The sequence below is a fragment of the Ditibartonella apihabitans genome (assembly GCF_002007485.1).
GTDB lineage: Bacteria > Pseudomonadota > Alphaproteobacteria > Rhizobiales > Rhizobiaceae > Bartonella > Bartonella apihabitans.
Genome location: NZ_CP015820.1, coordinates 1566449 through 1592657 on the forward strand (window position 1 = coordinate 1566449; position 26209 = coordinate 1592657).

The 26209-nt window shown below is 44.5% G+C and carries 23 protein-coding genes and 2 tRNA genes; 9 read left to right on the forward strand and 16 right to left on the reverse strand.

Annotated features, from left to right (window positions below; all coding sequences use genetic code 11):
* Nucleotides 1–17: 17 nt before the first annotated feature.
* The 8 genes from BBC0178_RS07085 to rpsL all read right to left on the reverse strand — a co-directional run bounded on the left by BBC0178_RS07085 (nucleotide 18) and on the right by rpsL (nucleotide 6286).
* Entirely contained in the window at nucleotides 18–311 is a 294-nt protein-coding gene (locus tag BBC0178_RS07085) for a 50S ribosomal protein L23 (protein WP_077971837.1), read from the reverse strand.
* Nucleotides 308–928, reverse strand: a complete 621-nt coding sequence (gene rplD, locus BBC0178_RS07090) for a 50S ribosomal protein L4 (RefSeq protein ID WP_077971838.1) — start codon at nucleotides 926–928, stop codon at nucleotides 308–310. The genes BBC0178_RS07085 and rplD overlap by 4 nt, the downstream gene beginning before the upstream one ends.
* 2 nt (nucleotides 929–930) lie before the next feature.
* Nucleotides 931–1668 (reverse strand): 50S ribosomal protein L3, encoded by a 738-nt coding sequence (rplC, locus tag BBC0178_RS07095; RefSeq protein WP_077971839.1) that lies wholly within the window; start codon nucleotides 1666–1668, stop codon nucleotides 931–933.
* 27 nt (nucleotides 1669–1695) lie between these two features.
* The gene (gene rpsJ / locus BBC0178_RS07100) at nucleotides 1696–2004 is read right to left on the reverse strand and encodes a 30S ribosomal protein S10 (RefSeq protein ID WP_075870855.1); all 309 of its coding nucleotides are present in this window, start codon (nucleotides 2002–2004) and stop codon (nucleotides 1696–1698) included.
* A 66-nt stretch (nucleotides 2005–2070) separates the two neighbouring features.
* Nucleotides 2071–3246: an elongation factor Tu gene (tuf, locus tag BBC0178_RS07105; RefSeq protein ID WP_078040400.1), complete on the reverse strand. Its 1176-nt coding sequence runs from the start codon at nucleotides 3244–3246 to the stop codon at nucleotides 2071–2073.
* 64 nt (nucleotides 3247–3310) lie between these two features.
* Nucleotides 3311–5395, reverse strand: coding sequence for an elongation factor G (gene fusA, locus BBC0178_RS07110; protein ID WP_077971840.1), 2085 nt, complete (start codon nucleotides 5393–5395; stop codon nucleotides 3311–3313).
* A 30-nt stretch (nucleotides 5396–5425) separates the two neighbouring features.
* Nucleotides 5426–5896, reverse strand: a complete 471-nt coding sequence (rpsG, locus tag BBC0178_RS07115) for a 30S ribosomal protein S7 (RefSeq protein ID WP_075868529.1) — start codon at nucleotides 5894–5896, stop codon at nucleotides 5426–5428.
* An 18-nt stretch (nucleotides 5897–5914) separates the two neighbouring features.
* Nucleotides 5915–6286, reverse strand: coding sequence for a 30S ribosomal protein S12 (gene rpsL / locus BBC0178_RS07120; protein ID WP_002964366.1), 372 nt, complete (start codon nucleotides 6284–6286; stop codon nucleotides 5915–5917).
* 352 nt (nucleotides 6287–6638) lie between these two features.
* Here rpsL and BBC0178_RS07125 point away from each other — a divergent pair, with 352 nt between their 5' ends.
* The 6 genes from BBC0178_RS07125 to BBC0178_RS07150 all read left to right on the forward strand — a co-directional run bounded on the left by BBC0178_RS07125 (nucleotide 6639) and on the right by BBC0178_RS07150 (nucleotide 11509).
* Entirely contained in the window at nucleotides 6639–6860 is a 222-nt protein-coding gene (locus tag BBC0178_RS07125; RefSeq protein WP_078039659.1) for a hypothetical protein, read from the forward strand.
* A gap of 473 nt (nucleotides 6861–7333) precedes the next feature.
* Nucleotides 7334–8110 carry an exodeoxyribonuclease III gene (gene xth, locus BBC0178_RS07130; protein ID WP_078039660.1) on the forward strand — a complete coding sequence of 259 codons (777 nt, stop codon included), beginning with the start codon at nucleotides 7334–7336 and terminating at the stop codon, nucleotides 8108–8110.
* Nucleotides 8111–8246: 136 nt separating this feature from the next.
* Nucleotides 8247–9152, forward strand: a complete 906-nt coding sequence (locus BBC0178_RS07135; protein WP_077971848.1) for a transporter substrate-binding domain-containing protein — start codon at nucleotides 8247–8249, stop codon at nucleotides 9150–9152.
* Between the two features lie 129 nt (nucleotides 9153–9281).
* The gene (locus BBC0178_RS07140) at nucleotides 9282–10034 is read left to right on the forward strand and encodes an amino acid ABC transporter permease (protein WP_078039661.1); all 753 of its coding nucleotides are present in this window, start codon (nucleotides 9282–9284) and stop codon (nucleotides 10032–10034) included.
* A 2-nt stretch (nucleotides 10035–10036) separates the two neighbouring features.
* A complete protein-coding gene (locus BBC0178_RS07145) occupies nucleotides 10037–10750 on the forward strand; it encodes an amino acid ABC transporter permease (RefSeq protein ID WP_149867440.1) in 714 nt (237 codons plus the stop codon).
* Nucleotides 10751–10762: 12 nt separating this feature from the next.
* On the forward strand, nucleotides 10763–11509 hold the full coding sequence (locus BBC0178_RS07150; protein WP_077971854.1) for an amino acid ABC transporter ATP-binding protein: 747 nt from the start codon (nucleotides 10763–10765) through the stop codon (nucleotides 11507–11509).
* Nucleotides 11510–12106: 597 nt separating this feature from the next.
* Here BBC0178_RS07150 and BBC0178_RS07160 read toward each other — a convergent pair.
* Nucleotides 12107–12901: a tetratricopeptide repeat protein gene (locus BBC0178_RS07160; RefSeq protein ID WP_078040401.1), complete on the reverse strand. Its 795-nt coding sequence runs from the start codon at nucleotides 12899–12901 to the stop codon at nucleotides 12107–12109.
* A 356-nt stretch (nucleotides 12902–13257) separates the two neighbouring features.
* Between BBC0178_RS07160 and BBC0178_RS07165 the strand changes: the two genes are divergently transcribed.
* On the forward strand, nucleotides 13258–13506 hold the full coding sequence (locus BBC0178_RS07165; RefSeq protein ID WP_149867441.1) for a hypothetical protein: 249 nt from the start codon (nucleotides 13258–13260) through the stop codon (nucleotides 13504–13506).
* A 91-nt stretch (nucleotides 13507–13597) separates the two neighbouring features.
* On the opposite strand, the gene BBC0178_RS07170 is transcribed toward BBC0178_RS07165, so the two are convergent.
* From BBC0178_RS07170 to BBC0178_RS07190, 5 genes are all read right to left on the reverse strand, one after another.
* Nucleotides 13598–16321, reverse strand: a complete 2724-nt coding sequence (locus BBC0178_RS07170) for a valine--tRNA ligase (RefSeq protein WP_078039663.1) — start codon at nucleotides 16319–16321, stop codon at nucleotides 13598–13600.
* 281 nt (nucleotides 16322–16602) lie between these two features.
* A complete protein-coding gene (locus tag BBC0178_RS07175; RefSeq protein WP_078039664.1) occupies nucleotides 16603–17367 on the reverse strand; it encodes a DUF2497 domain-containing protein in 765 nt (254 codons plus the stop codon).
* A 717-nt stretch (nucleotides 17368–18084) separates the two neighbouring features.
* Entirely contained in the window at nucleotides 18085–19440 is a 1356-nt protein-coding gene (locus tag BBC0178_RS07180) for a TolC family outer membrane protein (RefSeq protein WP_077971863.1), read from the reverse strand.
* A gap of 142 nt (nucleotides 19441–19582) precedes the next feature.
* Nucleotides 19583–20257 carry a protein-L-isoaspartate O-methyltransferase family protein gene (locus tag BBC0178_RS07185; protein WP_077971865.1) on the reverse strand — a complete coding sequence of 225 codons (675 nt, stop codon included), beginning with the start codon at nucleotides 20255–20257 and terminating at the stop codon, nucleotides 19583–19585.
* A 557-nt stretch (nucleotides 20258–20814) separates the two neighbouring features.
* Nucleotides 20815–20888 (reverse strand) — tRNA-Cys (locus BBC0178_RS07190).
* Nucleotides 20889–21460: 572 nt separating this feature from the next.
* Between BBC0178_RS07190 and BBC0178_RS07195 the strand changes: the two genes are divergently transcribed.
* Nucleotides 21461–21535: transfer RNA gene (locus tag BBC0178_RS07195), tRNA-Asn, on the forward strand.
* A gap of 487 nt (nucleotides 21536–22022) precedes the next feature.
* Here BBC0178_RS07195 and BBC0178_RS07205 read toward each other — a convergent pair.
* Nucleotides 22023–22796: a glutathione S-transferase gene (locus BBC0178_RS07205; protein ID WP_078039666.1), complete on the reverse strand. Its 774-nt coding sequence runs from the start codon at nucleotides 22794–22796 to the stop codon at nucleotides 22023–22025.
* A gap of 311 nt (nucleotides 22797–23107) precedes the next feature.
* Nucleotides 23108–24091: an autotransporter outer membrane beta-barrel domain-containing protein gene (locus BBC0178_RS07210; RefSeq protein ID WP_078039667.1), complete on the reverse strand. Its 984-nt coding sequence runs from the start codon at nucleotides 24089–24091 to the stop codon at nucleotides 23108–23110.
* A 974-nt stretch (nucleotides 24092–25065) separates the two neighbouring features.
* Between BBC0178_RS07210 and BBC0178_RS07215 the strand changes: the two genes are divergently transcribed.
* The gene (locus tag BBC0178_RS07215) at nucleotides 25066–26103 is read left to right on the forward strand and encodes a LacI family DNA-binding transcriptional regulator (protein ID WP_078039668.1); all 1038 of its coding nucleotides are present in this window, start codon (nucleotides 25066–25068) and stop codon (nucleotides 26101–26103) included.
* The last annotated feature ends 106 nt before the right edge of the window (nucleotides 26104–26209 follow it).

Here is a 26209-nt window from a genome sequence, read left to right on the forward strand (position 1 = left end):
TCCTAACTCCGAGCCTCTTAAAGACCAGTCGAAACGTCGATTGACTGACCTTCAGCCAGCGTCACGATCGCTTTTTTGACATCACTCTGTCGACCGACAACGCCTTTAAAACGTTTCACCTTACCCTTACGGGTTGTTGTATTCACTGCTGTAACTTTGACACCAAATAAAGCTTCAACAGCCGCTTTGATTTCAGATTTTGTCGCCTTGGGGGTAACCTTGAAAACGACCTGATTGTTTTCCGATAGCATCGTCGATTTTTCGGTAATAACCGGACTTACGACGACATCATAGTGGCGAAGATCTGTCATTTGAACCGCTCCTCAAGGGCTTCGACAGCTGCTTTGGACAAAACAAGTTTGCCACGACGCAGAATGTCATAAACATTAATCCCCTGAACCGGCAAAACATCTACATTTGGAATGTTCGATGCGGCACGGGAAAACTTCAAATCAATTTCCTTACCACCGATGAGCAGTGCATCAGAAAAACCGAGTTTTGCGAAATCCTTGGCTAAAACTTTCGTTTTTGCTTCTTTGACATTCAACTCGTCCACAATGATCAGATCATTGGCTTTGACTTTTGCCGACAATGCATGGCGCAAACCCAAAGCACGAACCTTTTTCGGTAGTTCATGTGCATGGCTGCGGACAACTGGCCCGTGAGCCTTACCACCACCACGGAATTGCGGAACACGAGCAGATGAATGACGGGCGCGGCCTGTCCCCTTCTGCTTGTACATTTTTGCGCCCGAACGCGATACATCGGCGCGTGTCTGGCTTTGATGTGTACCTTGCTGACGACGGGCGAGCTGCCAACGGACAACACGTTGTAGAATATCTTCACGAGGATCTAAACCGAAGACATCTTCCGATACCTTCAATTTGCCAGCATCCTTGCCGTCAAGAGTAGTTACGATGAGATCCATTATCAGGCTCCCTCAGCGACTGTAGCTTCCGCCTTGGGGGCAGCAGCATCTGTTTTAGCATTCTTTGGCTGACGCAAAGCGGCTGGCTTCGGTGCATTCTCCGGAACGCTCTTCTTGACAGCATCCCTTACCAAAATCCAGGCACCTTTCGAACCGGGAACAGCACCGCGAACCAAAATCAACCCGCGATCAGCGTCGGTTGAAACAACTTCTATATTCAAAGTTGTAATTCTCGTCTGCCCCATATGGCCGGCCATTTTCTTACCCTTAAACACTTTACCCGGATCCTGACGTTGACCCGTCGAACCATGGGCACGGTGTGTAATGGAGTTACCGTGCGACGCACGATGTCCGCCAAAATTATGACGTTTCATAACGCCGGCGAAACCTTTACCGATTGATGTACCGGTGACATCAACCAATTGACCGGGAACAAAATGTTCCGCAGTAATCTCGGCCCCAACCTCCAAAAGATTGTCGGGACTTACACGAAATTCCGCAATTTTTGCTTTCGGTTCAACCGAAGCCTTTGCAAAATGACCACGCAACGCTTGAGAAGTGTTTTTCACCTTTGCAAGCCCTACGCCTAACTGAACAGCTGTGTAGCCGTTCTTCTCAACTGTACGCTGAGCAACAACCTGACAATTCTCCAAACGCAGAACTGTAACAGGTACATGTTCTCCGGCATCATTATAGACGCGGGTCATGCCCAGCTTTTGTGCTATTACACCTGAACGCATCGGGTTCGTTCCTTCCGTCCCCAAGCCTTAAAGCTTGATCTCGACATCAACACCAGCAGAAAGGTCGAGCTTCATAAGCGCGTCCACAGTCTGCGGCGTCGGATCAACAATATCAAGAAGACGCTTATGTGTACGCATCTCAAACTGCTCACGGCTCTTCTTGTCGATGTGCGGCCCACGATTAACCGTGAACTTCTCGATTCGCGTAGGAAGCGGAATCGGTCCACGGATATTGGCGCCAGTACGCTTGGCGGTCGACACAATCTCACGTGTCGATGCGTCAAGAATCCGGTGATCAAACGCTTTTAAGCGAATGCGGATGTTCTGACCGTTCATACTTTTCTTATCCCTGTCAATTGGAACGTCTTTTTTCAAAGACGCTCCTTAACAATTAAAATTCAACTATTCAATGATTTTAGAAACGATACCGGCACCAACAGTGTGGCCACCTTCACGGATAGCGAAGCGGAGCTTCTCTTCCATAGCAACCGGAACAATCAGTGTGACATCCATCGTAACATTATCACCTGGCATAACCATTTCTGTACCTTCCGGCAGTGTTACAATACCGGTAACATCTGTCGTACGGAAATAGAACTGAGGACGATAATTGGTGAAAAATGGTGTGTGACGACCACCTTCATCCTTTGTCAAAATATAAGCTTCTGCCTTGAACTTGGTGTGCGGTGTAACTGTACCGGGCTTTGCCAATACCTGTCCACGTTCAACACCTTCACGTTCAATACCACGAAGAAGTGCACCAATGTTGTCGCCTGCTTCACCTTCATCAAGAAGCTTGCGGAACATTTCAACGCCGGTTACCGTCGTCTTTGTCGTCGGACGAATACCAACAATTTCAACTTCGTCACCAACCTTGACAACACCGCGTTCAACACGACCGGTAACAACTGTACCACGACCGGAAATCGAGAACACGTCTTCAATCGGCATCAAGAAAGGCTGATCAATCGGACGCTTCGGAGTTGGAATATATTCATCAACTTCATGCATCAAAAGACGAACAGCATCTTCACCGATTTCCTTGTTGGTGCCTTCAAGAGCAGCCAATGCAGAACCCTTAACAATCGGAATCTCGTCGCCAGGGAAATCATATTTGGAAAGAAGTTCACGAACTTCAAGCTCGACAAGCTCGAGAAGTTCTTCATCATCTACCTGATCAACCTTGTTCAAGAAAACAACAATTGCAGGAACGCCAACCTGACGGGCAAGAAGAATGTGTTCACGTGTCTGAGGCATCGGGCCATCAGCAGCAGAAACAACAAGAATTGCACCGTCCATCTGGGCAGCACCGGTGATCATGTTCTTGACATAGTCAGCGTGTCCCGGACAATCAACGTGGGCGTAGTGACGCTTCTCTGTCTCGTATTCTACGTGCGCTGTAGAAATCGTGATACCACGAGCACGTTCTTCCGGCGCAGCATCAATCTGGTCATACGCCTTGAACTCACCAAAATATTTTGTAATCGCTGCCGTCAGCGTTGTCTTACCATGGTCAACGTGACCAATCGTGCCGATATTTACATGCGGCTTCGTACGTTCATATTTGGACTTTGCCATCTGAGCTCTCTCCATTTCCTGCCCTATTCAGGGCTGAGTTGAAAGTTAATACGTAACCGCCTGATTACGCGAATTTTTTCTGAATTTCTTGAGCCACTGCCGTCGGCACTGGTTCATAATGATCAAATTGCATTGTGTATTGGGCACGCCCCTGGCTCATCGAACGCAAGCTATTGACATAACCAAACATGTTTGCGAGCGGAACCATAGCGTCAACCACGGTTGCAATACCTCTCGGCTCTGTACCGGAAATTTGTCCGCGACGGGAATTCAAATCACCAATAACATCACCAACATAATCTTCCGGTGTGACAACCTCGACCTTCATAATCGGTTCGAGAAGCTGAGCTCCGGCTTTCTGGGCGCCTTCACGGAATGCAGCTCGACCGGCAATTTCGAAAGCAAGAACCGAAGAGTCAACATCGTGGTAGGCACCATCAAGCAAAGTGGCTTTAACACCCTGCATCGGGAAACCGGCCAGAGGACCCGACCCCATAACACTTTCGAGGCCTTTTTGAACACCCGGAATATATTCCTTAGGAACAGCACCGCCAACGATCTTGGATTCAAACAGCAAACCTTCACCGTCATAAGGTTCAAAAAGAATCTTGACGCGAGCAAACTGACCCGAACCACCAGATTGCTTCTTATGGGTATAGTCAACTTCAGCCGGTTTCGTAATCGTTTCACGATAAGCAACCTGTGGCTGGCCAACATTGGCTTCAACTTTGAATTCGCGACGCATACGATCAACGATGATATCCAGATGAAGTTCACCCATACCAGCAATAATAGTCTGACCGGATTCCTCATCCGATTTAACACGGAATGACGGATCTTCAGCGGCCAAACGATTGAGCGCGATGCCCATCTTTTCCTGATCGGCTTTTGTCTTTGGCTCGATTGCAATTTCAATAACCGGATCAGGAAATTCCATGCGTTCGAGAATGACCGGATGAAGCGGATCGCAAAGGGTATCGCCTGTTGTTGTCTCTTTCAAACCTGCCAATGCAACAATATCGCCAGCAAAAGCTTCATCAATATCTGTACGTGCATTCGAATGCATCAACAGCATACGACCGATACGTTCTTTCTTACCTTTTACAGTGTTTTCAAGAGAGACACCTTTATGCAACTCGCCCGAATAGATACGGCAGAAAGTCAACGAGCCAACAAACGGGTCGTTCATAATCTTGAATGCCAACATCGAAAGAGGAGCGGCATCAGAAGATTCACGCGTTGTTTCTTCACCTGTCTTAACATCGACGCCCTGAATAGCAGGAACATCAACCGGAGACGGAAGATAAGAGACAACTGCATCCAGCAAAGGTTGAACACCCTTATTCTTAAAAGCAGAACCACAAAGAACCGGATGGAAGAGTACTTCACAAGTACCCTTACGGATCAATGCAATCAGCTCTTCATTAGTCGGCATTTTACCTTCGAGATAGGCTTCGGTAGCTGCTTCATCAACTTCAACAGCAGACTCAACCAGTTTCTCACGATATTCTTCAGCTTTTTCCTTCATATTAGCAGGAATTTCGCTGGTAACTGTATGACCGCCAATCGAACCATCCCACGTAAGGGCTTTCATATCAATAAGGTCAATAACGCCTTCGAAATCATTTTCTGCACCGATTGGCAATTGAAGCACCAGCGCCTTTGCACCAAGACGTGAACCGACCATTTCAACGCTGCGATAAAAGTCAGCGCCGATCTTGTCCATCTTGTTGACAAAAACCATCCTTGGTACGTGATATTTTTCAGCCTGACGCCAGACAGTTTCAGTCTGGGGCTCAACACCGGCATTCGCATCAAGAAGTGCAATAGCACCATCAAGAACACGCAAAGAACGTTCGACTTCAATCGTAAAATCGACATGTCCCGGGGTGTCAATAATATTGAACCGGCACTTCTCGCCGTTACGACCTCTCCAGAAGGTGGTTGTCGCAGCAGAGGTAATGGTAATACCACGTTCCTGCTCCTGCTCCATCCAATCCATCGTAGAAGCGCCATCATGCGTTTCGCCGATTTTATGATTCTTACCGGTGTAGTAAAGAATACGCTCGGTCATTGTGGTCTTACCGGCATCAATATGCGCCATAATACCAAAATTGCGATAATCTTCGATTTTATACTCGCGAGCCATATTTTTTGCTTTCGATTAAAAAGAGTTCTCTTACCAACGATAATGCGAGAATGCGCGGTTGGCTTCCGCCATACGGTGCGTATCTTCGCGTTTCTTGACAGCCGAACCACGATTATTCGCTGCATCCATCAATTCGCCCGACAAACGATCAACCATAGTTGTTTCGTTGCGATTACGGGCCGCAGCAATGAGCCAACGAATGGCCAATGCCTGACGACGATCAGGACGAACATCCACCGGAACCTGATAGGTTGCACCACCAACACGGCGAGAACGAACTTCTACATGAGGAGCAACATTCTCTAATGCTTGATGAAACAGAGCAACAGGTTCTGTTTTTGCTTTATCTCCAACTGCATCAAGCGCACCATAAACGATGCGTTCTGCAACTGACTTTTTACCATCAAACATGATGGCATTCATAAACTTTGTAATCACAAGATCACCGAACTTCGGATCTGGATTAATCTCACGTTTTTCTGCTCTATGGCGACGGGACATTGGCTTCGTCTCTCAAACTTATTTAGGACGCTTGGCACCGTATTTGGAACGGCGCTGCTTACGATTCTTAACACCTTGTGTATCAAGCACACCACGAATGATGTGATAACGAACACCAGGCAAATCCTTAACACGTCCGCCACGAATCATGACAACGGAGTGTTCCTGAAGGTTATGACCTTCACCAGGAATATAACCAATAACTTCAAAACCATTGGTCAAACGAACCTTGGCAACCTTACGGAGAGCCGAATTAGGTTTCTTTGGTGTCGTTGTATAAACGCGCGTGCACACACCACGCTTTTGCGGGTTTGCCTGCAAAGCAGGAACCTTATTACGCTTGACCGGCGCTGTACGCGGCTTGCGGATCAACTGGTTTACGGTAGGCATTCAACCTTCCTCTTTTCAATCTCTTTTTCGTCTCGCCCAATTTGGGCCGCTTCACTTTATTTAGTTCCCAATCAACCGGATTTAGCTCCAAATCAACTGGTAACGACAGTAAACACATGCACAAAAAACCGGGCCTCACCGCTATCGTGCAGATCACCCGACTATAAGCAGAGGAGACCTTTTAAGGCCTCATGCATCCGGCATTTGCGTTTCAAAACCGTAAAACGAACCCTGTTTGAGGCGAACTCCAAAACGTGTCGTTTTGAAAATGTAGCTAACCTCACATCGGCTCCGATGGCGGTTTATTAACGATAAACGGTTGTTGCGTCAAGTCCTATAGCCGAGAAAAACTATGAAATCGCGAAATTTACAGCGATTGGATGAACAATTGGCGGTTTATCGACATAGCAGCGACAATGTTGACCTGATTTTAACAGCCTATTCCCTTTTTGCCCCCCCTCCAGAGAATGGCGATCAGTCTTCGTTTTTGGTTTCAATGTCCATTGTCAGCTCTTTTGATGAATCAAATGATAAGAAAAAAGAATCGGCTATAAATTATTCCGTTAAAATATGATGAACATCTCGGTATATTGTCATCGATAAAATGTGAAACTCTCCCGGAAAAAGCCATATAGATAATATTGTCATTCATTTTTTTGCTACAGGCCGCGTAAAATTGTTTAAATTTTAGGTCTCTACAGCGTAGCTACGGAATTTATTTTTGCCAGCCAACGTGTTCATATCGGATTATGATTTATCGGTTTATATGAACTGTCGACAAAGTCCGAAATGAAATTATGCGGTTTTGGGGGCTGCACTTAGCAAAATTTCGCGAAAGTCAATTTTTTTATACGTGTGACAGGTTACCATTTTCACGCCCGTATAATTAAGAAGTTGCCTTACCGTAAAAAGACTGCCCGCACGTTCAAGTGTTCGATTACCTCTATTAATGAAGAATCGTGATTGAAGATTTTCTTGTCCCCATTATTCATTATTATAGAAACAAACACTTGAAGCTTTAGAAAAACATTGATTAAAGTGTTCTTCATGAAAATAGCAACCTGGAATGTGGCCGGTATCAGGGCCAGACATGATACTCTTATAAAGTGGCTTAAACAGTCTCAAGTCGACGTGGTGTGTCTGCAGGAAACAAAGACAATCGATGCCAATTTTCCGCGAGCCGAAATTGAAGCGCTCGGTTACAACATCAATACCCATGGACAAAAAGGCTTCAACGGTGTTGCGCTTCTTTCAAAGATAAATCCTGACGAGGTAATCTGTGGTCTGCCTGGCGATGATAGCGATGAGCAGGCCCGCTATATCGAAGCTGTTTATTCGACCAAAACCGGTGTTATACGTATTGTCTCGCTTTATGTACCGAACGGTAATCCGGTTGATAGCGAAAAATATCCTTATAAGCTCCGTTGGTATGAACGCTTTTACGACCACGCAGTTTCACTTCTCGCATTGGAAGAACCTCTGATTTTTGCCGGTGATTATAATGTCATCGACTCTGCTTTTGACGCCAAAAATCCTCAGGAGTGGGAAGGCGATGCATTATATTTGCCGAAAAGCCGCGAAGCTTTGTGGAAGATAAAAAACCTCGGCTTCTATGATGCCACCCGTACCACTTCGGATAATCCCGATTATAGTTTCTGGGATTTCAAATCCGGCGCATGGCAGAAAAACGATGGAATAAGGATTGATCATTTTTTCATTTCTCCCGAAGCAGCGGACAAACTTGAAACAAGCTTTGTAGAGCGGGCCGTTCGCGGCTGGGATAAACCGTCCGATCATGTTCCTGTCGTTATTGAATTGCGTTAGGCCATTGTGCTTTTTCACCCGTCAAATGCGAAAAATCCGTTTAAAAACAGAGAAATGTTATATTCATGAAAAAATGTGCTAAACTTGCTATGAACAGCAATTTTTTTGCAAAAATAACCGATTAAGGAGAACATTCATGAGAAAAGCCCTGATGGCTTTTGCCGCTATGGCAATCTTGGGACTGACCGGAACAGCAATGGGCCAGCAAAAGGATACGCTTGAAAAAATTAAAGATAGCGGATCGATAACGTTGGGTGTGCGCGAATCGTCAGGTTTGGCTTATGCCCTCGGTAACGGCAAATATGTCGGCTTTCATACCGAGATGGCTGAACGTATTATTGACGATATTTCTAAAAAAATAGGTAAACCGATCAAGATCAATTATTTACCGATTACTTCTCAAAATCGTATTCCGCTTTTGCAAAATGGAACCTATGATTTCGAATGTGGCTCGACAACCAACAATGCCGCGAGAGGTAAAGAAGCAGCTTTTGCCTATACCACCTATATCGAAGAAGTACGCATTGCCACCAAAAAAGATTCCGGCATTAAATCAATTGCCGATCTTAACGGGAAGACAGTTGCAACGACAACAGGAACAACATCTGTACAGCTCATTCGCAAGAACAAACGCGCACAAAATATTGATTTCAAGGAAGTAAATGGCAAGGATCATGCCGACAGTTTCCTGCTTCTGGAATCAGGAAGGGCTGATGCCTTCGTGATGGACAGATCAATTCTGGCCGGAAATATTTCAAAATCGAAGAATCCGTCCGATTATGTTATTTTGAATGACGTTCTCTCGGTTGAACCGATTGCCTGTATGTTGCGCCTTGATGACAAAAATTTGGAACAGGCAATTGATGACAGCATTGTTCGCCAAGTAAAAGATGGCTCACTGGAAACACTTTATAACAAGTGGTTCATGCAGCCGGTTCCTCCGTCAAATACAGTTGTCGGGTTACCGCTTTCGGATACGACAAAATACGCCTGGGAACACCCCAACAATAAGCCTATGGAAGAATATAAAGAAAACAAATAATAAAACTGTGCGTAAAGGCTGCATGTATTTGAAATTATATGCAGCCAATTTTATTCCGTATCGGAACGATTGGCTCGTCCAGTTTCAGGTGTGCGGGTACTCGTGTAAGTTTGTCGGGAATAGTCTACAATGGATTTTTCATTCCTCTGTATGGATGATATTGATCACACCCACATTGCCGGTTGTTTCGGTAAAGCAGGTGTGAGCCATACCTATCTTGATACTTTGCTCAACGCTTTTTTGAACACGGCTCTGCTTTCAATTTCGAGTTTGATTTTAGCCATTATTGTCGGTGTCATTATCGGCACAATGAGAACGCTGCCACGCACATCCATATTGAACCGGATATTACGAGTAATTGCACGAGTTTGGGTGGAAATAACCCGTAACATCCCGCTTCTTGTCCAAATTTTTCTTTGGTACTTCGTAGTCCCGAAGATATATCCACCGGCAATGAACTTTCCGCCGATGATATTGATCATTTGCGCACTGGGATTTTTTACCTCTGCCCGTATCGCCGAACAGGTTCGTTCCGGAATTGAAGCCATTCCGACAGGACAGCGTTATGCTGCTATGGGAATGGGATTTACGACTTATCAGACTTATCGATATGTTATTTTGCCCCGTGCAATGCGCACAATCCTGCCACCGCTCATATCGGAATCGATGGGGATTGTGAAAAATTCGGCTGTCGCTTTTGCGGTATCAATCCACGAACTGATGCAATTCCAGTTTCAGGCTATTGAAGAAGTCAGTCATGTTTACGAGAACTACATGGTTGTGACAGTTCTTTACGTCATTATTTCTCTGGCTATTTTTATTGTCATGTCAATTATTGAACGGATGGTCAAAATTCCCGGTTTCCAGACGGAGGGTAGATAATCATGTCAAACCTCGGATCTACCCTTTCCTATTACCTGACATTCGACTTTTCGTGGATGGATTTTTCTTTTTTCACCTTCGATGTCTTCAAAACCTATATTTTGTCGGGACTTGTTTTCAGTGTTGTTTTGACGGTCGTCGCTACAATATTGGGGATCATTTTCGGAACACTTCTCGCAATGATGAGGTTGTCCTCGATAAAACCGTTATCATGGCTTGCAACCTTCTATGTCACCGCTATGCGCGCAATTCCGCTGGTTATGGTTATTTTGTGGTTTTTTGTTCTATTGCCTTTTGTCACCGGTCATTCGATCGGAGCAAACAATTCAGCCTTTATAACATTCACTGCTTTTGAAGCGGCATATTTTGCAGAAATCATGCGGGCGGGGATACGTTCAGTTCCACAGGGACAGAAATTTGCCAGTGAAGCTCTCGGCATGACCTATTGGCAATCCATGCTCATTGTTATATTGCCGCAGGCACTGCGCAACATGCTTCCCGTGCTTCTGACGCAGGTTATCATCCTCTTTCAGGATACATCACTGGTTTATGCAATTAGCGGTAATGACCTTCTTAAAGGTTTCGACATTGTGGCAAACAATTTCGGTGTCAAACAGGAAGCTTATATACTGGCCGCCTTGTTCTATTTTGTGATCTGTTTTACGCTGTCGCAGGCCGTTATGTACCTGCAGAAAAAAGTCTCGATTATTCGCTGATAGGAAAGTTTCATGTCCGAACACATGATTGAAGTCAAAAACGTTTCCAAATGGTATGGAAAATTCAACGTTTTGAAAAATTGCTCGACCAATATAAGCAAGGGCGAAGTGGTCGTTGTATGTGGGCCTTCCGGTTCGGGAAAATCGACCTTTATAAAAACCATCAATGCTCTTGAGCCTTTTCAGGAGGGGCAAATCTGGGTTGACGGTGTTCCGGTTCATTCTCCGAAGACCAATTTGCCGAAACTGAGAAGCCGTGTCGGAATGGTTTTTCAACATTTCGAGCTGTTTCCCCATTTGTCCGTGATGGAGAATTTGACCATTGCACAAATTAAAGTTCTTCATCGTTCCAAAAAAGAAGCCGTCGAGAGCGGATTAAAGTATCTCAAACGTGTCGGCTTGATTGATCACAAAGATAAATATCCCGGTCAACTATCGGGTGGTCAACAACAACGCGTAGCAATAGCGCGCGCTTTGACTATGGATCCGATTGTCATGTTGTTCGACGAACCGACATCGGCTCTCGACCCCGAAATGGTGGGTGAAGTTCTTGATGTCATGGTCGGGCTTGCTCAAGATGGAATGACCATGATCTGCGTTACCCATGAAATGGGCTTTGCTCATAAAGTTTCCGACAGAGTAATCTTTATGGATGACGGGAAAATATTGGAAGACTGCACATCGGAAGAATTTTTTGCTTCGCCGGAATTGAGAACGCCGCGTGCCCGTGATTTTCTGTCAAAGATATTAAGTCATTAATTGATGAAACCCGATAAATGATCACTTGTGCGATTTAGATCGTGTGGCATTGGTCGGGCAAATATCCCGCTTTTGCTGCTTCAATTCTCATGGCCCGAAGGCCGTTAAGTCTTTGTGACTGTTTAGCCATTTTGTTTTCTTGAATTAACAGAAAGAGTGAACACTTCTTCTCTAAGAGCCTAAAAGGAACAATTTCGCCATTTTTTTTCCGGCAATTTCCACTACCATCAAACCGATCATCCGGTGTCCCCTGCTTAAAAATTATATGCGTGCGTAGTAACCACACCGGAAGGCGCCAAAACATATCATTATATTTTTTGAAAACTGAAATTTTTAAAACGTCAGAAATGGATATTTCACAGTCTCTCAGGACAAAGCCAAGAAAAGTTTAGAGGATATTAAGTCCGGAATAATGTTTACTCTATAATGGTTTTAGAAAAATATCCACTTTCACTATATCCGGTAATTAAATATCGTTGTTTTACTTGACATCAGCCTAATAACCGGCCGTATTTATTGACTGTAGTCAGATCTCAAAGCCTCTTGATAAGGGATGGCGGTAATATAGATTTAAATTATAACGGAAGAAAACCGGTATCAGAAACCATTATCATTTTTGATAATATCGCTCGCAAGAGAAATAGCTGTGCGGCGATCGGCCTCTCCGGAAACGGCAAAAGCACGTTCTTGTAACTGTCTTATCCATGTCTGATCATGCGGAGCAGCTTTTTCATAGGCCGCAGTCATCATCGCCAGTCCCCGTACGGTCTTTCCCGCTTGGAATAACATGTTCCCCAACATTGCCTGTGCTGCAGGATTGCCTTTTCGTGCCGAAAGCTGAAACCAGCGAGCTGCCTGAACCGGATTTTTTTCGCCGCCATCGCCATTCAACAACATTTTCCCCAAGCGATATTGTGCTTCGGGATTGCCGAAATTGGTAGCCGCTTGCAAATAAAGACTGCGCGCTTGAGGCATATCCTGTTTGACAGGTGAATTCGGAATGCCGGTTACGAGATAACTTGCAATTTCCACCAGTGCATCGGAAAGATAACTTTCATCTTCCGACCCCGGATCAGCGCCTTCCTGAACGATGCGAACATAAAATTGATAAGCCTCATAATCATTTTCGACCACACCATCGCCATCGGCATACATGCGGGCAAGCTTCCAGTTAGCTCCCGGGTGCCCCCTGTCAGCCGCATATTTCAGTGCTTTGACCGCTTGATCTTTATCACCGTTTTTATAGGCAGAAATACCGCTTTTGAAAAATTCGAATGGACTATTCGACTCGTTTTTGCTGTGATTGATATCCAAAGCCGATGCGGTAGAAAGGCAGATTCCCAATGTGAGTGCTGTCACACTGGTCAACCAACCTTCTTTGCATCTTTTCATTTGAATTTTTCCTGTCTCGCCACAGATACGCAACAAAATTACTTTGCATTGTTAAAAATGCACTGGCTTTGTGGTGGGAATGAGGCACCAACTATGTTGCTGACGATAGCACATAAACAATGAAAATTGTGTTGCCTGAAAGCAACATATAGAATTGAGTTTGCTATGGTTAATCCGTTATAATGCGATGTTTTTTAAAATTGCATCCGGCCAGCCAGTTATGTAAAATTAATGAAGGTCAGTCTTGTTTGACAATGAGATGCTCATAATTATGAGATAGTCGCATTTTCGAGATGGCCGTAGTTTTGAGCCACTTTTATTTATCTAATCCGTATCAACCTTTTCTATGAGTTGAAATGATGACGAGTAAACCGAGTATCGTAGCGTTCGCGTTTTTTATGGCAGTTCTGTCGGGCTGCACGACAACGCAAAAGCCTTCTGTAAACGAGGCAACCGACACTTCCGGAACAACCGGTTATTGGTATCTTGGTGACAATGGCGAACGCCAGTGGCGGACACTCAATCCTGCCGACATTCCTGCTCCTGCTCCAGCGGTGCGTAAAAACTATGCATCATCTGTCGGTAATGGTAGCGGAAGAGGTTGAATTTGCTTTAGCAAAAACGGTTTAATTTCAAGAAAACCGCCCGAAAAAATTTCCGGGCGGTATTTTTACTTTGACGTTATTCGAAAGAAATTCATCCCAACCGTTTGATTGCAATAACCAGTTTTTCTTTGGCCGCATTGAGTTCGTCCAAACGTTCCCGTTCGGCTTCGACAATATCCGGCTTGGCATTTGCAACAAATTTGGGGTTATTGAGCTTCTTTTCAACCTTCTCTATATCAAGGTCGATTTTCCCCATTTCCTTTGAAAGTCTTGCACGCTCCGCTTCGAAATCGATCAATTTTCCAAGTGGCATGCAAAATGTTGCTTCGCCTAGTATAATCTGGGCCGACGCTTCGGGAACCTTGTTTGCAAATTCGATTGTTTCGATGCGGGCAAGCCGTTTGATTGCCGCTTCATGGCGCTCGACACGTTCTTTTGTTGTCTGTCCTGCCTCGACGATCACCAAAGGTGCCATAGCTCCCGCAGGGACATTCATTTCAGCGCGAGCCGAACGGATTCCACCGACAACATCAATAAGCCAATTGATATCCTCTGCCGCTTTTTCGTCACGGAAATTGATATCCGGCCACGATGCCAGCGCCAACATGGTAACTCTTTTATGTTTATCTGTTGCCGTCAAAGCCCATAATTCTTCTGTCATATAAGGCATAAACGGGTGGAGAATTTTATAGACTTGCTCAAGAACCCAGGCAACACAAGCTTGTGCTTCTTTTTTCTCGTTCTCATCTTCTCCCTGAAAAATCGGCTTTAACAATTCGAGATACCAATCACAGAGAGTATTCCAGATAAACCGATAAACCGCCGCTGCCGCTTCATTGAACTTGTAGGTTTCAATTCCGGAGGTGACTGCTTCAATTGTTTTCGAAAGCTCTGTCAAAATCCAGCGGTTAAGCGAAAGTTTGACAGATTCCGGCTTGAATGCAGGATCATAGGCAACGCCATTCATTTCGGCAAAACGCGTAGCATTCCAGAGTTTTGTTCCAAAATTACGATATCCGGCAATGCGCGCGGGATCGAGTTTCACATCGCGTCCTTGCGCCGCCATAATAGCCAGAGTAAAGCGCAATGCATCAGCTCCGTATTCATCCATCAAATCGAGAGGATCAATAACATTTCCCTTTGATTTTGACATTTTGGCGCCGTGTTTGTCACGAACCAGCGCATGCATATAAATGTTATGGAACGGCACATCATGCATGAAGTGCAGCCCCATCATCATCATGCGGGCAACCCAGAAAAACAAAATATCGAAACCGGTAACGACAACACTCGTCGGATAATAGATTTCGAGTTCTTTTGTCTTGTCAGGCCAGCCGAGTGTCGAGAATGGCCACAATGCAGATGAAAACCAGGTGTCAAGCACATCTTCGTCCCGCCGCAATTCAACCGCTTTGCCGTAATGCGCGTCAGCAGCCTTTTGTGCTTCCTCGGCCGATTTTTCGACAAATACCTTGCCATCAGGCCCGTACCACGCCGGAATTTGGTGCCCCCACCATAATTGGCGGGAAATGCACCACGGTTCGATATTTTCCATCCAGTTGAAATAGGTTTTTTCCCAATTTTTGGGAATAATTGTGGTCTTGCCGTTCTTGACAGCATCAATGGCCGGTTTTGCAAGCTCTGCCGCATTGACATACCATTGATCGGTCAATAATGGCTCAATCGGTACGCCACCGCGATCTCCATGAGGAACCATGTGAGTGTGGTCTTCAATGCCTGCGAGATAGCCGCCCTCTTCCATCATCTCGACAATCTTTTGCCGTGCGACAAAGCGGTCCACCTGATCGAATGCGTCAACGAGCTTGTTCAGCTCTTCGGTCTTGTCCAGATCTTTCAGAAAATCCGCGTTGTCACGCAGAAAAATTTTGGCATTTTCTGTCATGATGTTGATGATTCTCAGGTTGTGACGACGCCCTACTTCAAAGTCATTGAAGTCGTGCGCCGGTGTAATTTTAACAGCACCTGTGCCCGCCTCGGGATCAGCATAATCATCACCGACAATTTCAATTTTGCGGCCGACAAACGGCAATATTGCATGGTGGCCGATGAGTGCCTTATATCTTTTGTCTTTCGGATTAACGGCAATACCGGTATCGCCAAGCATAGTCTCCGGCCGTGTTGTCGCCACGACAATGAAGGTGCTCGGATCATCCGGATTGAAGACTTTACCTTCCAGAGGATAACGGAAATGCCAGAGATGGCCCTTTACTTCCTTCTGCTCGACCTCAAGATCGGAAATTGCGGTCAACAATTTCGGATCCCAATTGACAAGACGTTTGTCTTTATAAATCAACCCTTCTTTATAAAGGGTAACAAAAACCTCGAGCACCGCACGCGAAAGCCCTTCATCCATCGTGAAACGCTCGCGCGACCAATCGCAAGAAGCGCCCAGACGCCGTAATTGGTGTGCGATTTTGCCGCCCGATTCTTCGCGCCATTGCCAAACACGTTCGACAAATTTTTCCCGCCCCATTTCCTGACGGGTTGGTTCTTTTCTTTGCGCGAGCTGCCGTTCGACGACCATTTGTGTGGCAATACCGGCATGATCCATACCAGGTTGCCACAAAACATTCTTGCCCCTCATACGCTCGAAACGAACCATAATATCCTGAATGGTATTATTGAGCGCATGTCCCATATGGAGAGAGCCGGTAACATTGGGCGGCGGAATGACGATACTGAACGCTTCCGCACCGGGCTTCGAACCGGCGCCGGCTTTGAACACGCCGTTGTCTTCCCATTGTTTTTCTATACGGGGCTCGGTCGAGCCGGCATCATATGTCTTGTCTAACATTCTCTTTTCCAATTATTACCGGTACGCGATTGCACTCATTGCCCATTTCAAAAAATGGCCGAGTTTAATCTGGACAACACTATTTTTACGGTTGTAGCCGACTTCATGTCAGGATTCAAAAATAATGGAATAATTCTGCACAATTTGTCGAAAAAATAAAACTGCCTACCAACACAAAAACACTTTGCATTTATGAGACGGCTTTATAACCCGAATTGGCTTTCAATGACTATATTTGCCCGCAATCAAAATTGGATGAGCAGAAAACTCCCCTTCCCTTATCATCCTTGATCAGACGGAAAATTTCTCTTGAATGCACCACTAATTTCTTCACGCAAGATTTTCTCGACAAGAGCTGGCCAACGTTTTTGCAACCATTGTACAAGAATCGGCCTCAGAGTTTCTTCGGCCAAGGCATTAACATGGTTCCAAAATTCAGGGCTGAAATGAATATCGGAATAAATATCCTCATTATTCACTTCCGTATTTGTAGCGTTATCGGCAGCCGTTTCAACATCCTGCCGAGCTGACAAATCTGCGCTTTCAATCGATTGATAATTCGTGTTGTCAGGTGCAATCTGTTGCCCACCGGCTAAGTCGGTATTACCGGCTAAGTCAGCAGGCTGGTTATTAAAATCTTGCGGAGTCTCATTGACAGTATTTTGCTGTTGGAAAGAGGATTGTAATGGCTCATCAACCGGTTTTTGACGAAGAGTCGATGGTGCCGATACATCATTTGAAAAAGCATCTTTAGTACCAGCATCAGCCACGCTTTGATTGCTGTCTTTTTTTAGCCCTATCCGTGCGGCCAATACTTTCATAGCCTCATCAACCGACAAATCATCAAGCCCTGTCTGTGCATTATTTTGCGCATTATTTAATGTCTGTTGTCCTGTGGCTTTAGCAGCGCTCCGATTATTCACAGAAGTTTTTGCAGCAGTACGATCATTTACACGACCGGTATTTTCCTCAATTATTTCTCGTATAGACGCGAGTATCTCATCCGTTGTCGGTTGTTCCCTCAACGCATTTGAACTTTGTGCCATACCATTAACCTCATAAATGCAATCTGAATCTGCGTTGAACTTAGCAAATCGTTAACCCTACTAAAATAATGGAGCACATCTTCCAACCACCTACGCACAGATTTCTTCGCTTCGCCCTGCTCCGATTTTTGCCAAGCTTGATGTTTAAGCAATATCCAACAGCCGAAATTTGCATTTTCAGATTAATTCCCGACCTGTAACCGCGCTCTATATTTTTCGAGTCTCTTCCGTTTTCCGTTTTTTTTGACCGAGCAATTTACAAAAGAAATCACGCAATTCGTGACGCCGGTTTTTGCATTCTCTCGGCCCCGATCGGGAATATGAAATTCCTTCCGGAAAAATGTCTTGCTACATCTCCATCCGCAACAGAATGGGCGATCCGTTTTTATTTTTCGTATTTCAATAATAATAAAGTGTTCTTATCGATCTCATTCAACACCATATATATATTATATCCTGGATATTCCCGTATAGTCTCAATAACAACCGTTCATTTAAATTAGTTTTTCAATATTTTTCTTCTCAAAAATAATATTTATTATATCTAAAAGAAATTTCTATTTTAAATTAATGTGAAAAAAATCATGCGTTATTTATGCGTTTTCTATTCGGAAATAAAAATCTGAAATTTTTAAAAATAAAAGGGCGCATGGATTACCATTGCACCCTTATTTTGTTCTTTTGAACGACAATGAAAAAACGTCTTGTCAGCTAAACTTAGCGACCATCCGGTGTGCGCACACCAATCCATTTATCCTTCACTGCCTTGTTGTGTTCTTCCGGATCATATTTAACGACATGCAACCCCAATTGAGCGGCTGTCATTTTACCAATTGCGGACTGGACATTATAGCTTGCTACCACAACATTCCGTTCGGCTGTAACCAGAGAAATCTGTGCATCAATAAGCTGGGTGCGTGAATTCAAAACGTCCAGAGTTGTCGCTTGCCCAACGCGATTTTCCTGTACCCGACCATCAAGAGCAATTTCAGCAGCACGAACACTGTCACGATAAGCGATAACCGAAGCACGAGCACCTTCCAGTTGCGACCAGGAAGAGGACATATTTTCGCGAACACTATCCTGAGCAAGATCCAACTGGATTCTTGCTTGCCCGAGCTGTTCTTTTGACTGCCGGATCTGGGCCGAAGTACGCCCGCCCTGATAGATAGGAACATTAATGGAAACGCCAACAGAGTTGGACCGGCCACCATCACCGGGGCCATTATAAATCTGGTTATAGGAAGTGCTTGCCGATAAATCGACTTGCGGAAGCAAAGCACCTTCCTTTGCTTTCACATTATAGGAGCTCGCATCAATCAGATATTTCGAATAGAGAATCGCAGGGTGAGTCGCTGCACCGATTTTGTATCCTGCATCCGGCGAGGCCGGTAGAGCTTTAGAAACCGGAGGCCGCTCCAACTTGTCCGGATCAGCCCCGATGACCTGCCGATAAACTGCTTCGGCCGATTTGACATCGGCACGTGCGAGACTAAGCTCGGATACTGCAACAGAACGCGCTGCTTCCGATTGTGCCAGATCAGTCCTCGTTCCTTCACCAACATCAAGTTTTGCTTTGTCAGCGCGAACCTGTTCTTCAAGCGCTGCAAGGTTCTGACGGCGCAATTCTGCAATCTGGCGATATTGGAAAACATTGGCATAGGCAGTTGCTGCATTTACCAGCATATTCTGTTCGGTATTTCGAAGATATTCCCGTTGCGCCTGTGCCTTGACCTCTGCCGAAGCAACCGTGTTCTTGGTAACAAAGCCATCAAAGACTTTCTGGCTTAATTGTACACCCAGTGAACCGGTGGTTGTATAGTAAGTTGTAGCGGCGCTGCGCCCACGTGCATAGGAGCCAAACCCTTCGATCTGTGGGCGGAAATTCGATTTAGCAATAGCTATATCCTCGTCAAGAATACGTGCACTTGCTCTTTCACTGTTCAAATTGCCATTATTCGTGTAAGCTTTGGCGAGAGCCCCCATGAGCGTTTCGGCATGCACCGATTGCGTTGCAAAAACAACGCCTGATAGCAACAAAGCCGACAAAAGAGCTTTTTTTGTTTTCACCACAGCTACACCTCTATTCAAAAACTTTCCGTAACTCGTCTTACCCCGACGAGTTGTTACTATTTACTCGACCGTCGCAAAAAAGCAATGGATCAAGGCATTAAAAATCAAAACGTTGCACAAGCGCAACCCTTAAGAGGAACATTTAGAATACGAATTCCGGTGTTTTTACAAACCCTTCCAAAGGATTGATTGCAAGGTTGAACAAGCGGCGAGCCGAAACAACGCCGTCTTCTTTCATATAAAGGCGCGCAACCGCAGAATTTCCTTGCCCCTCTGCAACGAGAAGTCTTCCGCCTTCCCTAAGCTGTGCAAAAAGACCTTCGGGTATAAAATCCACAGCCCCTTCCAGCAAAATCACGTCGAACGGACCTTCTTCCGCGTAACCTTTTGTCAACGGCCCCTTCACAACAACGACATTGTCATAACTGCCATTTTGCAAATTTTCATTGGCATAAGCTGCCAATTTTTCATCTTCTTCCAAAGCAATGACCGAGCTTGCCAATTTCGACAAAAGTGCGGCGCTATATCCCGTACCTGCACCGATATCGAGCACAACATCTTCAGACTTGATATCGGCCGCCTGCAACAGTTTTGCCAAAGCGGCAGGTTTCATAAGGTAGCGTCCACGCCCTCCGGCACGTGAAGCCGTCAACGGAATCGCCTCGTCTGTATAGCTCAATTCCCTCAGGTTTTCTGGCACGAACTTTTCGCGGGGAACGGTCAAAAATGCTGCCAGAACTCCCAGCTTCGTGACATCCACGGTCCGAATCTGCCCGTCTACCATTCTCTGTCTGAGCATTGAAAAATCTGCTGCCATAACCGAACTTCCTTTTTTAATCCACCACGTAAAATGCTGTAACGGAAATATATACCCTGTGAGGTGTCGCAAAAAACACGGCTACAGTCAATCACAAGATTTTCCGGGCCTGTTTTCCGCTCAAGAAATCAGCAAATAGAGTTTTTCCCACTTAATAGTTCCGTTTGCGAGTCCATATACCACAGAAAATGAATTTGATCACAAAAACTCGGGGATAGCAAAAAAACCGGGCTTTTGGTGAGCCTGGAGTTCAAATCAGGGTGGAAGTACCTCTGACCTACCGGCATTTTGTCCTCATTGTCCGAAATCGGCATTTAGCCGCCAAGTTCGTGATAACAACCATTTCCTATCGTTAAAAACTCTATGGGCAAAACAGCTCAAATAAACAGAATCTGAACAAATGTTTTTGCCCTCACATCAATTTTCCGGAATTATGAAAAACAGTGCCCCGGGAAGAACCTCGCTCACGCTCTGAAAGAACAGATAAATTTCTCCCCTCATCAAAAATGCTTTTATGAAATAATATCGGGAAAAACGGGAAGACGTAAGCGATTAAGTGGAGGCCTCGCCCGGAATCGAACCGGGTTACAAGGATTTGCAGTCCTCTGCGTAACCGTTCCGCCACGAGGCCTCAAAAATTGTACGTAGGTCATTAAGTTAAGCGAACGCTTCCGTCAAGATACCCGATTATGATTATGTGTATTTTTTGGTAAATCTTTTCCAATGATTTCGCTTTGGAGTTTTGTATGGTGTAGCAGAAAATGATTTGATGCCTTTTCCTGACTATCTTAAAAAAATTTACCGGCTACAATCATGTCGTGGTGAAATATGATGACCCTTTTGTCCGGAAGTTAAAAATCGGAACCGGTTTTATGTTCAAACATCAAAATAACCGGAATGGCAACAAAAACTTCTAAGAACAATCCTCTTTTCAAAAAGTGAGTCTTGGAAAAATCCCTTCTTGCTTAGAGCTGCGGCTTTATTGCGTGAAAAAAATAATGGTTTCACTCTTTTTATCGGCTCGGACGAAGGCCGTGTCTTTCATCAATAGCTTGCCAAAAAGGCCAATTTTACGGATAATTTGTTGAAATTGATGCTTCTATTAAAGTCGTCACGAGATTTTTTAAAAAAATATCATTTCCCTATTTGCAAAACATAAATTCATTTGCTATAGCCCTGCTGCATCACACAAGTGAGCGCCATTCCCCGGTAGCTCAGTGGTAGAGCAACCGGCTGTTAACCGGTTGGTCGCTGGTTCGAATCCGGCCCGGGGAGCCACTTAATTCTTGGCTGTTCTGGTGATGAAGTTTTCCGAAATAGCTTATTTAGACCAAACGTTCACTGTTATGGCTTGTATAGGAATTATATGTAATAGCGGTCAGGACATTTTTTTTGAGCTTTAAGAAATATCTTTCAAATTATTCGTTGTTATAAAGTTTCTGGAAGTCCGTTCGTTCTTCCTTTGCAACGCGTTACAAACATTTTTGCGCTGTTCTATTGGCATATTTCAATATGCCATGTTCATCAGTTTCATCTGAACTAACCATCTGAACGAACATCGGCTCTTTTAGCCATATGTTCTTGCCGGTCTTTCTCATAAAACTACGCCAACCACATTCAAAACGGGAAACTTTTTCTATCCATAGAAAGGTTTTGTAACTGGAAGGATTATTTTTTTCGAATTCCTGATTAAGGCGAGCGAAGAGGTTGAAACAGTTGCTATCGAAAAGATGCAACCTCTCATGTCGCTGCGGCATCCTGAGCGCTATAAAGCAGTTTGCAGAAGTGATGTGGAAAGACAATTTTCTACGCTAAAAATATTTCCATGAGACTTTAGAAACACCATTGAATGATTTATGAATTGTCTTCTGTGATCCTCTTCACGATTGGCATAGTGATCAAGCTCCGCTTCTTGCCTAAGATCTCTTTCTGGCTCTTCCAAAGCCCGCTCTTCCCATTCCTGCATTGCGGGAAGTGCAAGCAATTTTTCCACATAGTCTAATGATTTCCTATTTAACAAAAGATTGTAGTTTTTAACCCGAAAAGCCACCGGACAGAAAAAAGCATCAACCGCTGTAAACTTGTCCCCCGCCAGAAACGGACCGGAGAATTCTTCAAGGCCTGACAGAAATAATTCATCCAATCTGCGAATGTCTTTTTCCAAATCCACTGTCATTTGTTTCAACTTTGCAACAACTCCGACGGACATCGGGCAGCAGGTACGCAAGGATTGAAATGAAGAGTGCATTTCCGCTGCGGCCGAACGCGCCCACGCCCGGGCAATACGTTGTTCCGGCCAAACGGTAGCATGGCTTTCAAATAAATATTCCGTTATTGCCAGACTATCCCATATTGTCACATTTCCATCAATCAGAACCGGAATTTTTGCAGATGGCGAAAACACCTTGAACCGATCAAAATTATCCGGCTTGAAGCTATGGCTTATTTCCTCGAATTTTATACCGAGAGTTTTCATAAGCACCCATGGCCGTAGTGACCATGAGGAGTAATTTTTGTTAGCAATATGAAGTTGGTACATTCGGAAAGGCCTGACATTTTTAAAATAGGTTTTACAATTTTATTGCCCGATAAAAATCCGGATAATTTTCTAACTGTGCAAGATGTTATTCGAGATTGCGGCAACACCCATTGAACTATACAAAATGTTCTAAATTCACGTCTTATAATATTTCTTTTATATCAGAAGCTGCCGCTTAATCATATTCTCCCGATAAGTTAAATGAATTCAACAAAATAAAACCTCTCCTTTTAAAAAAGGAGAGGTTTTATCTGTCGTATTTCTTGATAATTTAGAAAAACAAATTTTTACAGTTCGTCAATCGCGGCTGATCAGAACTGGTATTTGATCTTGAGACCGCCACCACCGCCTTCACGTCTACCAATGAAGCCCTGACCGGTTACATCAACACTCAATGCATCAATCGTGCTGACAGGCTTCATCGAAATACCTGCTTCCACAATGCCTGTGTCACCTTCAAGCGACGGCTTGTCCAGTTTAAATCCATAAGCACGGGCTGCAACTTCACCATCAAATTCATGATCGTAAGCAATACCGACATATGGCTTGAGCTGTTGGTTATAAATCATTGTATATCGGGTGCCGATGCGTAAACGCGAGCTATCAGCTTCATCAAAGTGCAAACGGTCACGACCGACATCAACTGTTTCACTATCAATCTTTGTCCAGAAATAGCGACCATAAACATCCAGCGAATTACGTTCGTCGAAATTCATGACATAACCGACACCACCATGCAGGCCGTAATAGTCCGCACCACTGTCGTAATCGCTCCCCACGCCGAATTCGCCCAACAAGTCATCTGTGTCGAAATCGGTATCTATATGACCGGCACGGAACGATGCTTCCGCATAAAGCCCGTCTGCCTGACCTGCGTCAAGCTTGTTGACAAGACCCAAGCCTGTACCGGCAAAATCGATCCGACCAAGAACACCACCACCTGTATAGTGTGTGTCACCGTCACCATGAACCGATGCATAATTGGCAAAGCTATTATAGGTGTCATATGTACCGCGGCCATATTCGAAGAATGCACCGAGCGTTACCGGATGTTTATCTGCAAATTCAAAGCCGGTTGCCAAGCCAACAGCCATATTGAAACCGTCAACATCTGCATGACTTCCTGTCTTGTAACGGTTCGAGCTACCATCAATAACGAAGAACGGAATCAAATTCATCTGCCATGGATTATTGCCACTCTCGGCAGTAGAACTTCTGGCTGCACGAATGCCGGCATTGGCAATCAAATCCGCTCCCTGATTCAACATGTTATTGATAACCGATTTGACGACCATGATTGAACGCTTCTTCAGAAACGCGCGATCCGTCGGCAGCAATGTTCAAGCTTGTTTTAACCGGACGAAAATCCGATTACTCACCACCACATCAAAACGGGCTGAATTTTTTAAAAAATCCCGATTGATTGAAGTTTATCTGTCATAAAATTGATTGAAGTTTACCTGTCATAAATTGCCTGTGTCGAAAACCGGATAAAGATCACATTAAACCATCGTTCTTGTTCGTCACAAAAGCGCTTTGCAATCAGGTGTGATGCGTTCTGTGGAAATGAGGTTAAAAATTATACTTTTCGCAGACTCTATAAAACCAACATGTGGAGGTGATGATAGAAGCTAAGTTAGCCCCGCGTTAATAAATACTCCATCTATCAAAGAGCCGATATAAAGGAGCCGACAAAAAAGCCTGTAAAAACATATGGGTCATGAAAATTTCAGGCAAAACCACCAAAAAGCATCCTTTTCGGCATTATCACTTAGTGGGGTGCATAGGGGTAAATAACGCCCTCACCATTATCAAAGTTTTGCAATTTGAAAAACCGAATAATAATATGAGAGGAATTTTTATAATTTAATTCAATTAGATATTAATCGATTTTAATCATTAAAAATAATAATATTCAATTTAATATACTTTTCTTAATATATATTATATTTTTTATTCCGGTTTATTTGATTGAACCGATGACCATTCACAAAATGATATTTGTTTTTTAAAGTGGTTTTACCTCTTCAAAAAGCTGTTACAGAGCGGGAAAACGGGTTTTAAAATCAAGCTTTATGTTATTATTAATCACCAGTTTTCAAGAGATACCAAACATTAATCGACAAGCTCATCGTGTTCTTGATAGTCCTAATTCCGGATACGTTTGATCTGCTTTGATACGTTGGCATGTTTTTGAAAAGGGATTGCAGTATTTCTTCAGTGCAATTTCGATGTCAATTTTCGGGATATATTTTCGGGAGAAGAATTTTTGTCAGCTATAGCTTGTTCACGTTTCAGAAAAGCCGGGATTAAACGTGTAAACACATCCGATATAGCAAGACTGACGGGGATGAGCCGGAGCACAGTCGATCGTGTTTTGAATGAACGTGGAAGTGTATCGGAAACGACCCGCAAAAAAATTATTGCGGCTGCGCGGGAACTCGGTATGAAACGCGTCCTGCCGGATCTCTGGCATGGCACATACCGTATCGAACTTATTATTCCCAAAAATGCGCCTCGCAACCACTCCCCTTTATGGGGAGAAATTGACGCGTTAGCGCAAATTCATGCCCGCAATTTACCGTCATATATTTCATTACACCGCACACTCATTCCCGAAGGCGACCACGATAACCTTTATAAAGCGATTTTAACGCCTCCTTTCCAGCGCAATGCACTCATTATAGCAGCCGGATCGGATGAAGCTGCAATCCCCGCACTTCGTGAAGTGGCAAAACGTGGCGAGCAGATTGTCACGATTGTCAATGACGTACCGATTGATGTCGACCATCTTTATGGTGGCGTTGACAATTTTGTTCAGGGTGAAACTGCCGGACAATTAATGAATGGATTATTGCGCAATGACGGAGAGGTTCTTGTTATTCAAGGTTCGAACAAACGGCGTGAACATCGCGATCGTGTTGTGGGCTTTCTGAAAATAATCGATCAACACTGTCCGGTTATCATTCACGAAACCAATGAAGATGACGATATGACGAGCACGATTGTGCTCCAGACATTAAAAAAGCATCATATCGTCGGAATATATTCGGCAGTTCATGCACCGGACGCTATCGGCGATATTCTGAAAAAAATGCCTGACCGGCCAAAGTGGATCAGCCATGAATTGAGCGTTCAGCACAAATTGCTTCTTCAACAAGACGTGATTGACTTCGTTCTCGATCAGGATGTCGACACACAAGTCGCGTGGGCAATAGCCAATGCAGCAGCCCCGATTCTGGCGGGAAATCACGGTACTCATCTGAGACAGCCAGAGTTTAAAATTTTTTGCAAAACAAATATCTGAAAAGGCAAGTTTTTAATTGCGTCAATTGCGTCATTTTAGTGACGCCCCAAGCCTTGCTGCTTTGCTATTGCCAGACTAGACAAAATTGGAGACAAAATGTCGCAGT

Coding starts and splice junctions, on each gene's coding strand:
- rplC (WP_077971839.1), bottom strand. CDS start 1,668: ATGCGTTCAGGTGTAATAGCACAAAAGCTGGGCATGACCCGCGTCTAT.
- BBC0178_RS07165 (WP_149867441.1), top strand. CDS start 13,258: ATGATGACGAGTAAACCGAGTATCGTAGCGTTCGCGTTTTTTATGGCA.
- BBC0178_RS07150 (WP_077971854.1), top strand. CDS start 10,763: ATGTCCGAACACATGATTGAAGTCAAAAACGTTTCCAAATGGTATGGA.
- BBC0178_RS07185 (WP_077971865.1), bottom strand. CDS start 20,257: ATGGCAGCAGATTTTTCAATGCTCAGACAGAGAATGGTAGACGGGCAG.
- BBC0178_RS07135 (WP_077971848.1), top strand. CDS start 8,247: ATGAGAAAAGCCCTGATGGCTTTTGCCGCTATGGCAATCTTGGGACTG.
- BBC0178_RS07210 (WP_078039667.1), bottom strand. CDS start 24,091: ATGGTCGTCAAATCGGTTATCAATAACATGTTGAATCAGGGAGCGGAT.
- BBC0178_RS07085 (WP_077971837.1), bottom strand. CDS start 311: ATGACAGATCTTCGCCACTATGATGTCGTCGTAAGTCCGGTTATTACC.
- BBC0178_RS07175 (WP_078039664.1), bottom strand. CDS start 17,367: ATGGCACAAAGTTCAAATGCGTTGAGGGAACAACCGACAACGGATGAG.
- BBC0178_RS07205 (WP_078039666.1), bottom strand. CDS start 22,796: ATGTACCAACTTCATATTGCTAACAAAAATTACTCCTCATGGTCACTA.
- tuf (WP_078040400.1), bottom strand. CDS start 3,246: ATGGCAAAGTCCAAATATGAACGTACGAAGCCGCATGTAAATATCGGC.
- rplD (WP_077971838.1), bottom strand. CDS start 928: ATGGATCTCATCGTAACTACTCTTGACGGCAAGGATGCTGGCAAATTG.
- rpsG (WP_075868529.1), bottom strand. CDS start 5,896: ATGTCCCGTCGCCATAGAGCAGAAAAACGTGAGATTAATCCAGATCCG.
- xth (WP_078039660.1), top strand. CDS start 7,334: ATGAAAATAGCAACCTGGAATGTGGCCGGTATCAGGGCCAGACATGAT.
- BBC0178_RS07145 (WP_149867440.1), top strand. CDS start 10,037: ATGTCAAACCTCGGATCTACCCTTTCCTATTACCTGACATTCGACTTT.
- BBC0178_RS07140 (WP_078039661.1), top strand. CDS start 9,282: ATGGATTTTTCATTCCTCTGTATGGATGATATTGATCACACCCACATT.
- BBC0178_RS07160 (WP_078040401.1), bottom strand. CDS start 12,901: ATGAAAAGATGCAAAGAAGGTTGGTTGACCAGTGTGACAGCACTCACA.
- BBC0178_RS07125 (WP_078039659.1), top strand. CDS start 6,639: ATGAAATCGCGAAATTTACAGCGATTGGATGAACAATTGGCGGTTTAT.
- fusA (WP_077971840.1), bottom strand. CDS start 5,395: ATGGCTCGCGAGTATAAAATCGAAGATTATCGCAATTTTGGTATTATG.
- BBC0178_RS07170 (WP_078039663.1), bottom strand. CDS start 16,321: ATGTTAGACAAGACATATGATGCCGGCTCGACCGAGCCCCGTATAGAA.
- rpsJ (WP_075870855.1), bottom strand. CDS start 2,004: ATGAACGGTCAGAACATCCGCATTCGCTTAAAAGCGTTTGATCACCGG.
- rpsL (WP_002964366.1), bottom strand. CDS start 6,286: ATGCCTACCGTAAACCAGTTGATCCGCAAGCCGCGTACAGCGCCGGTC.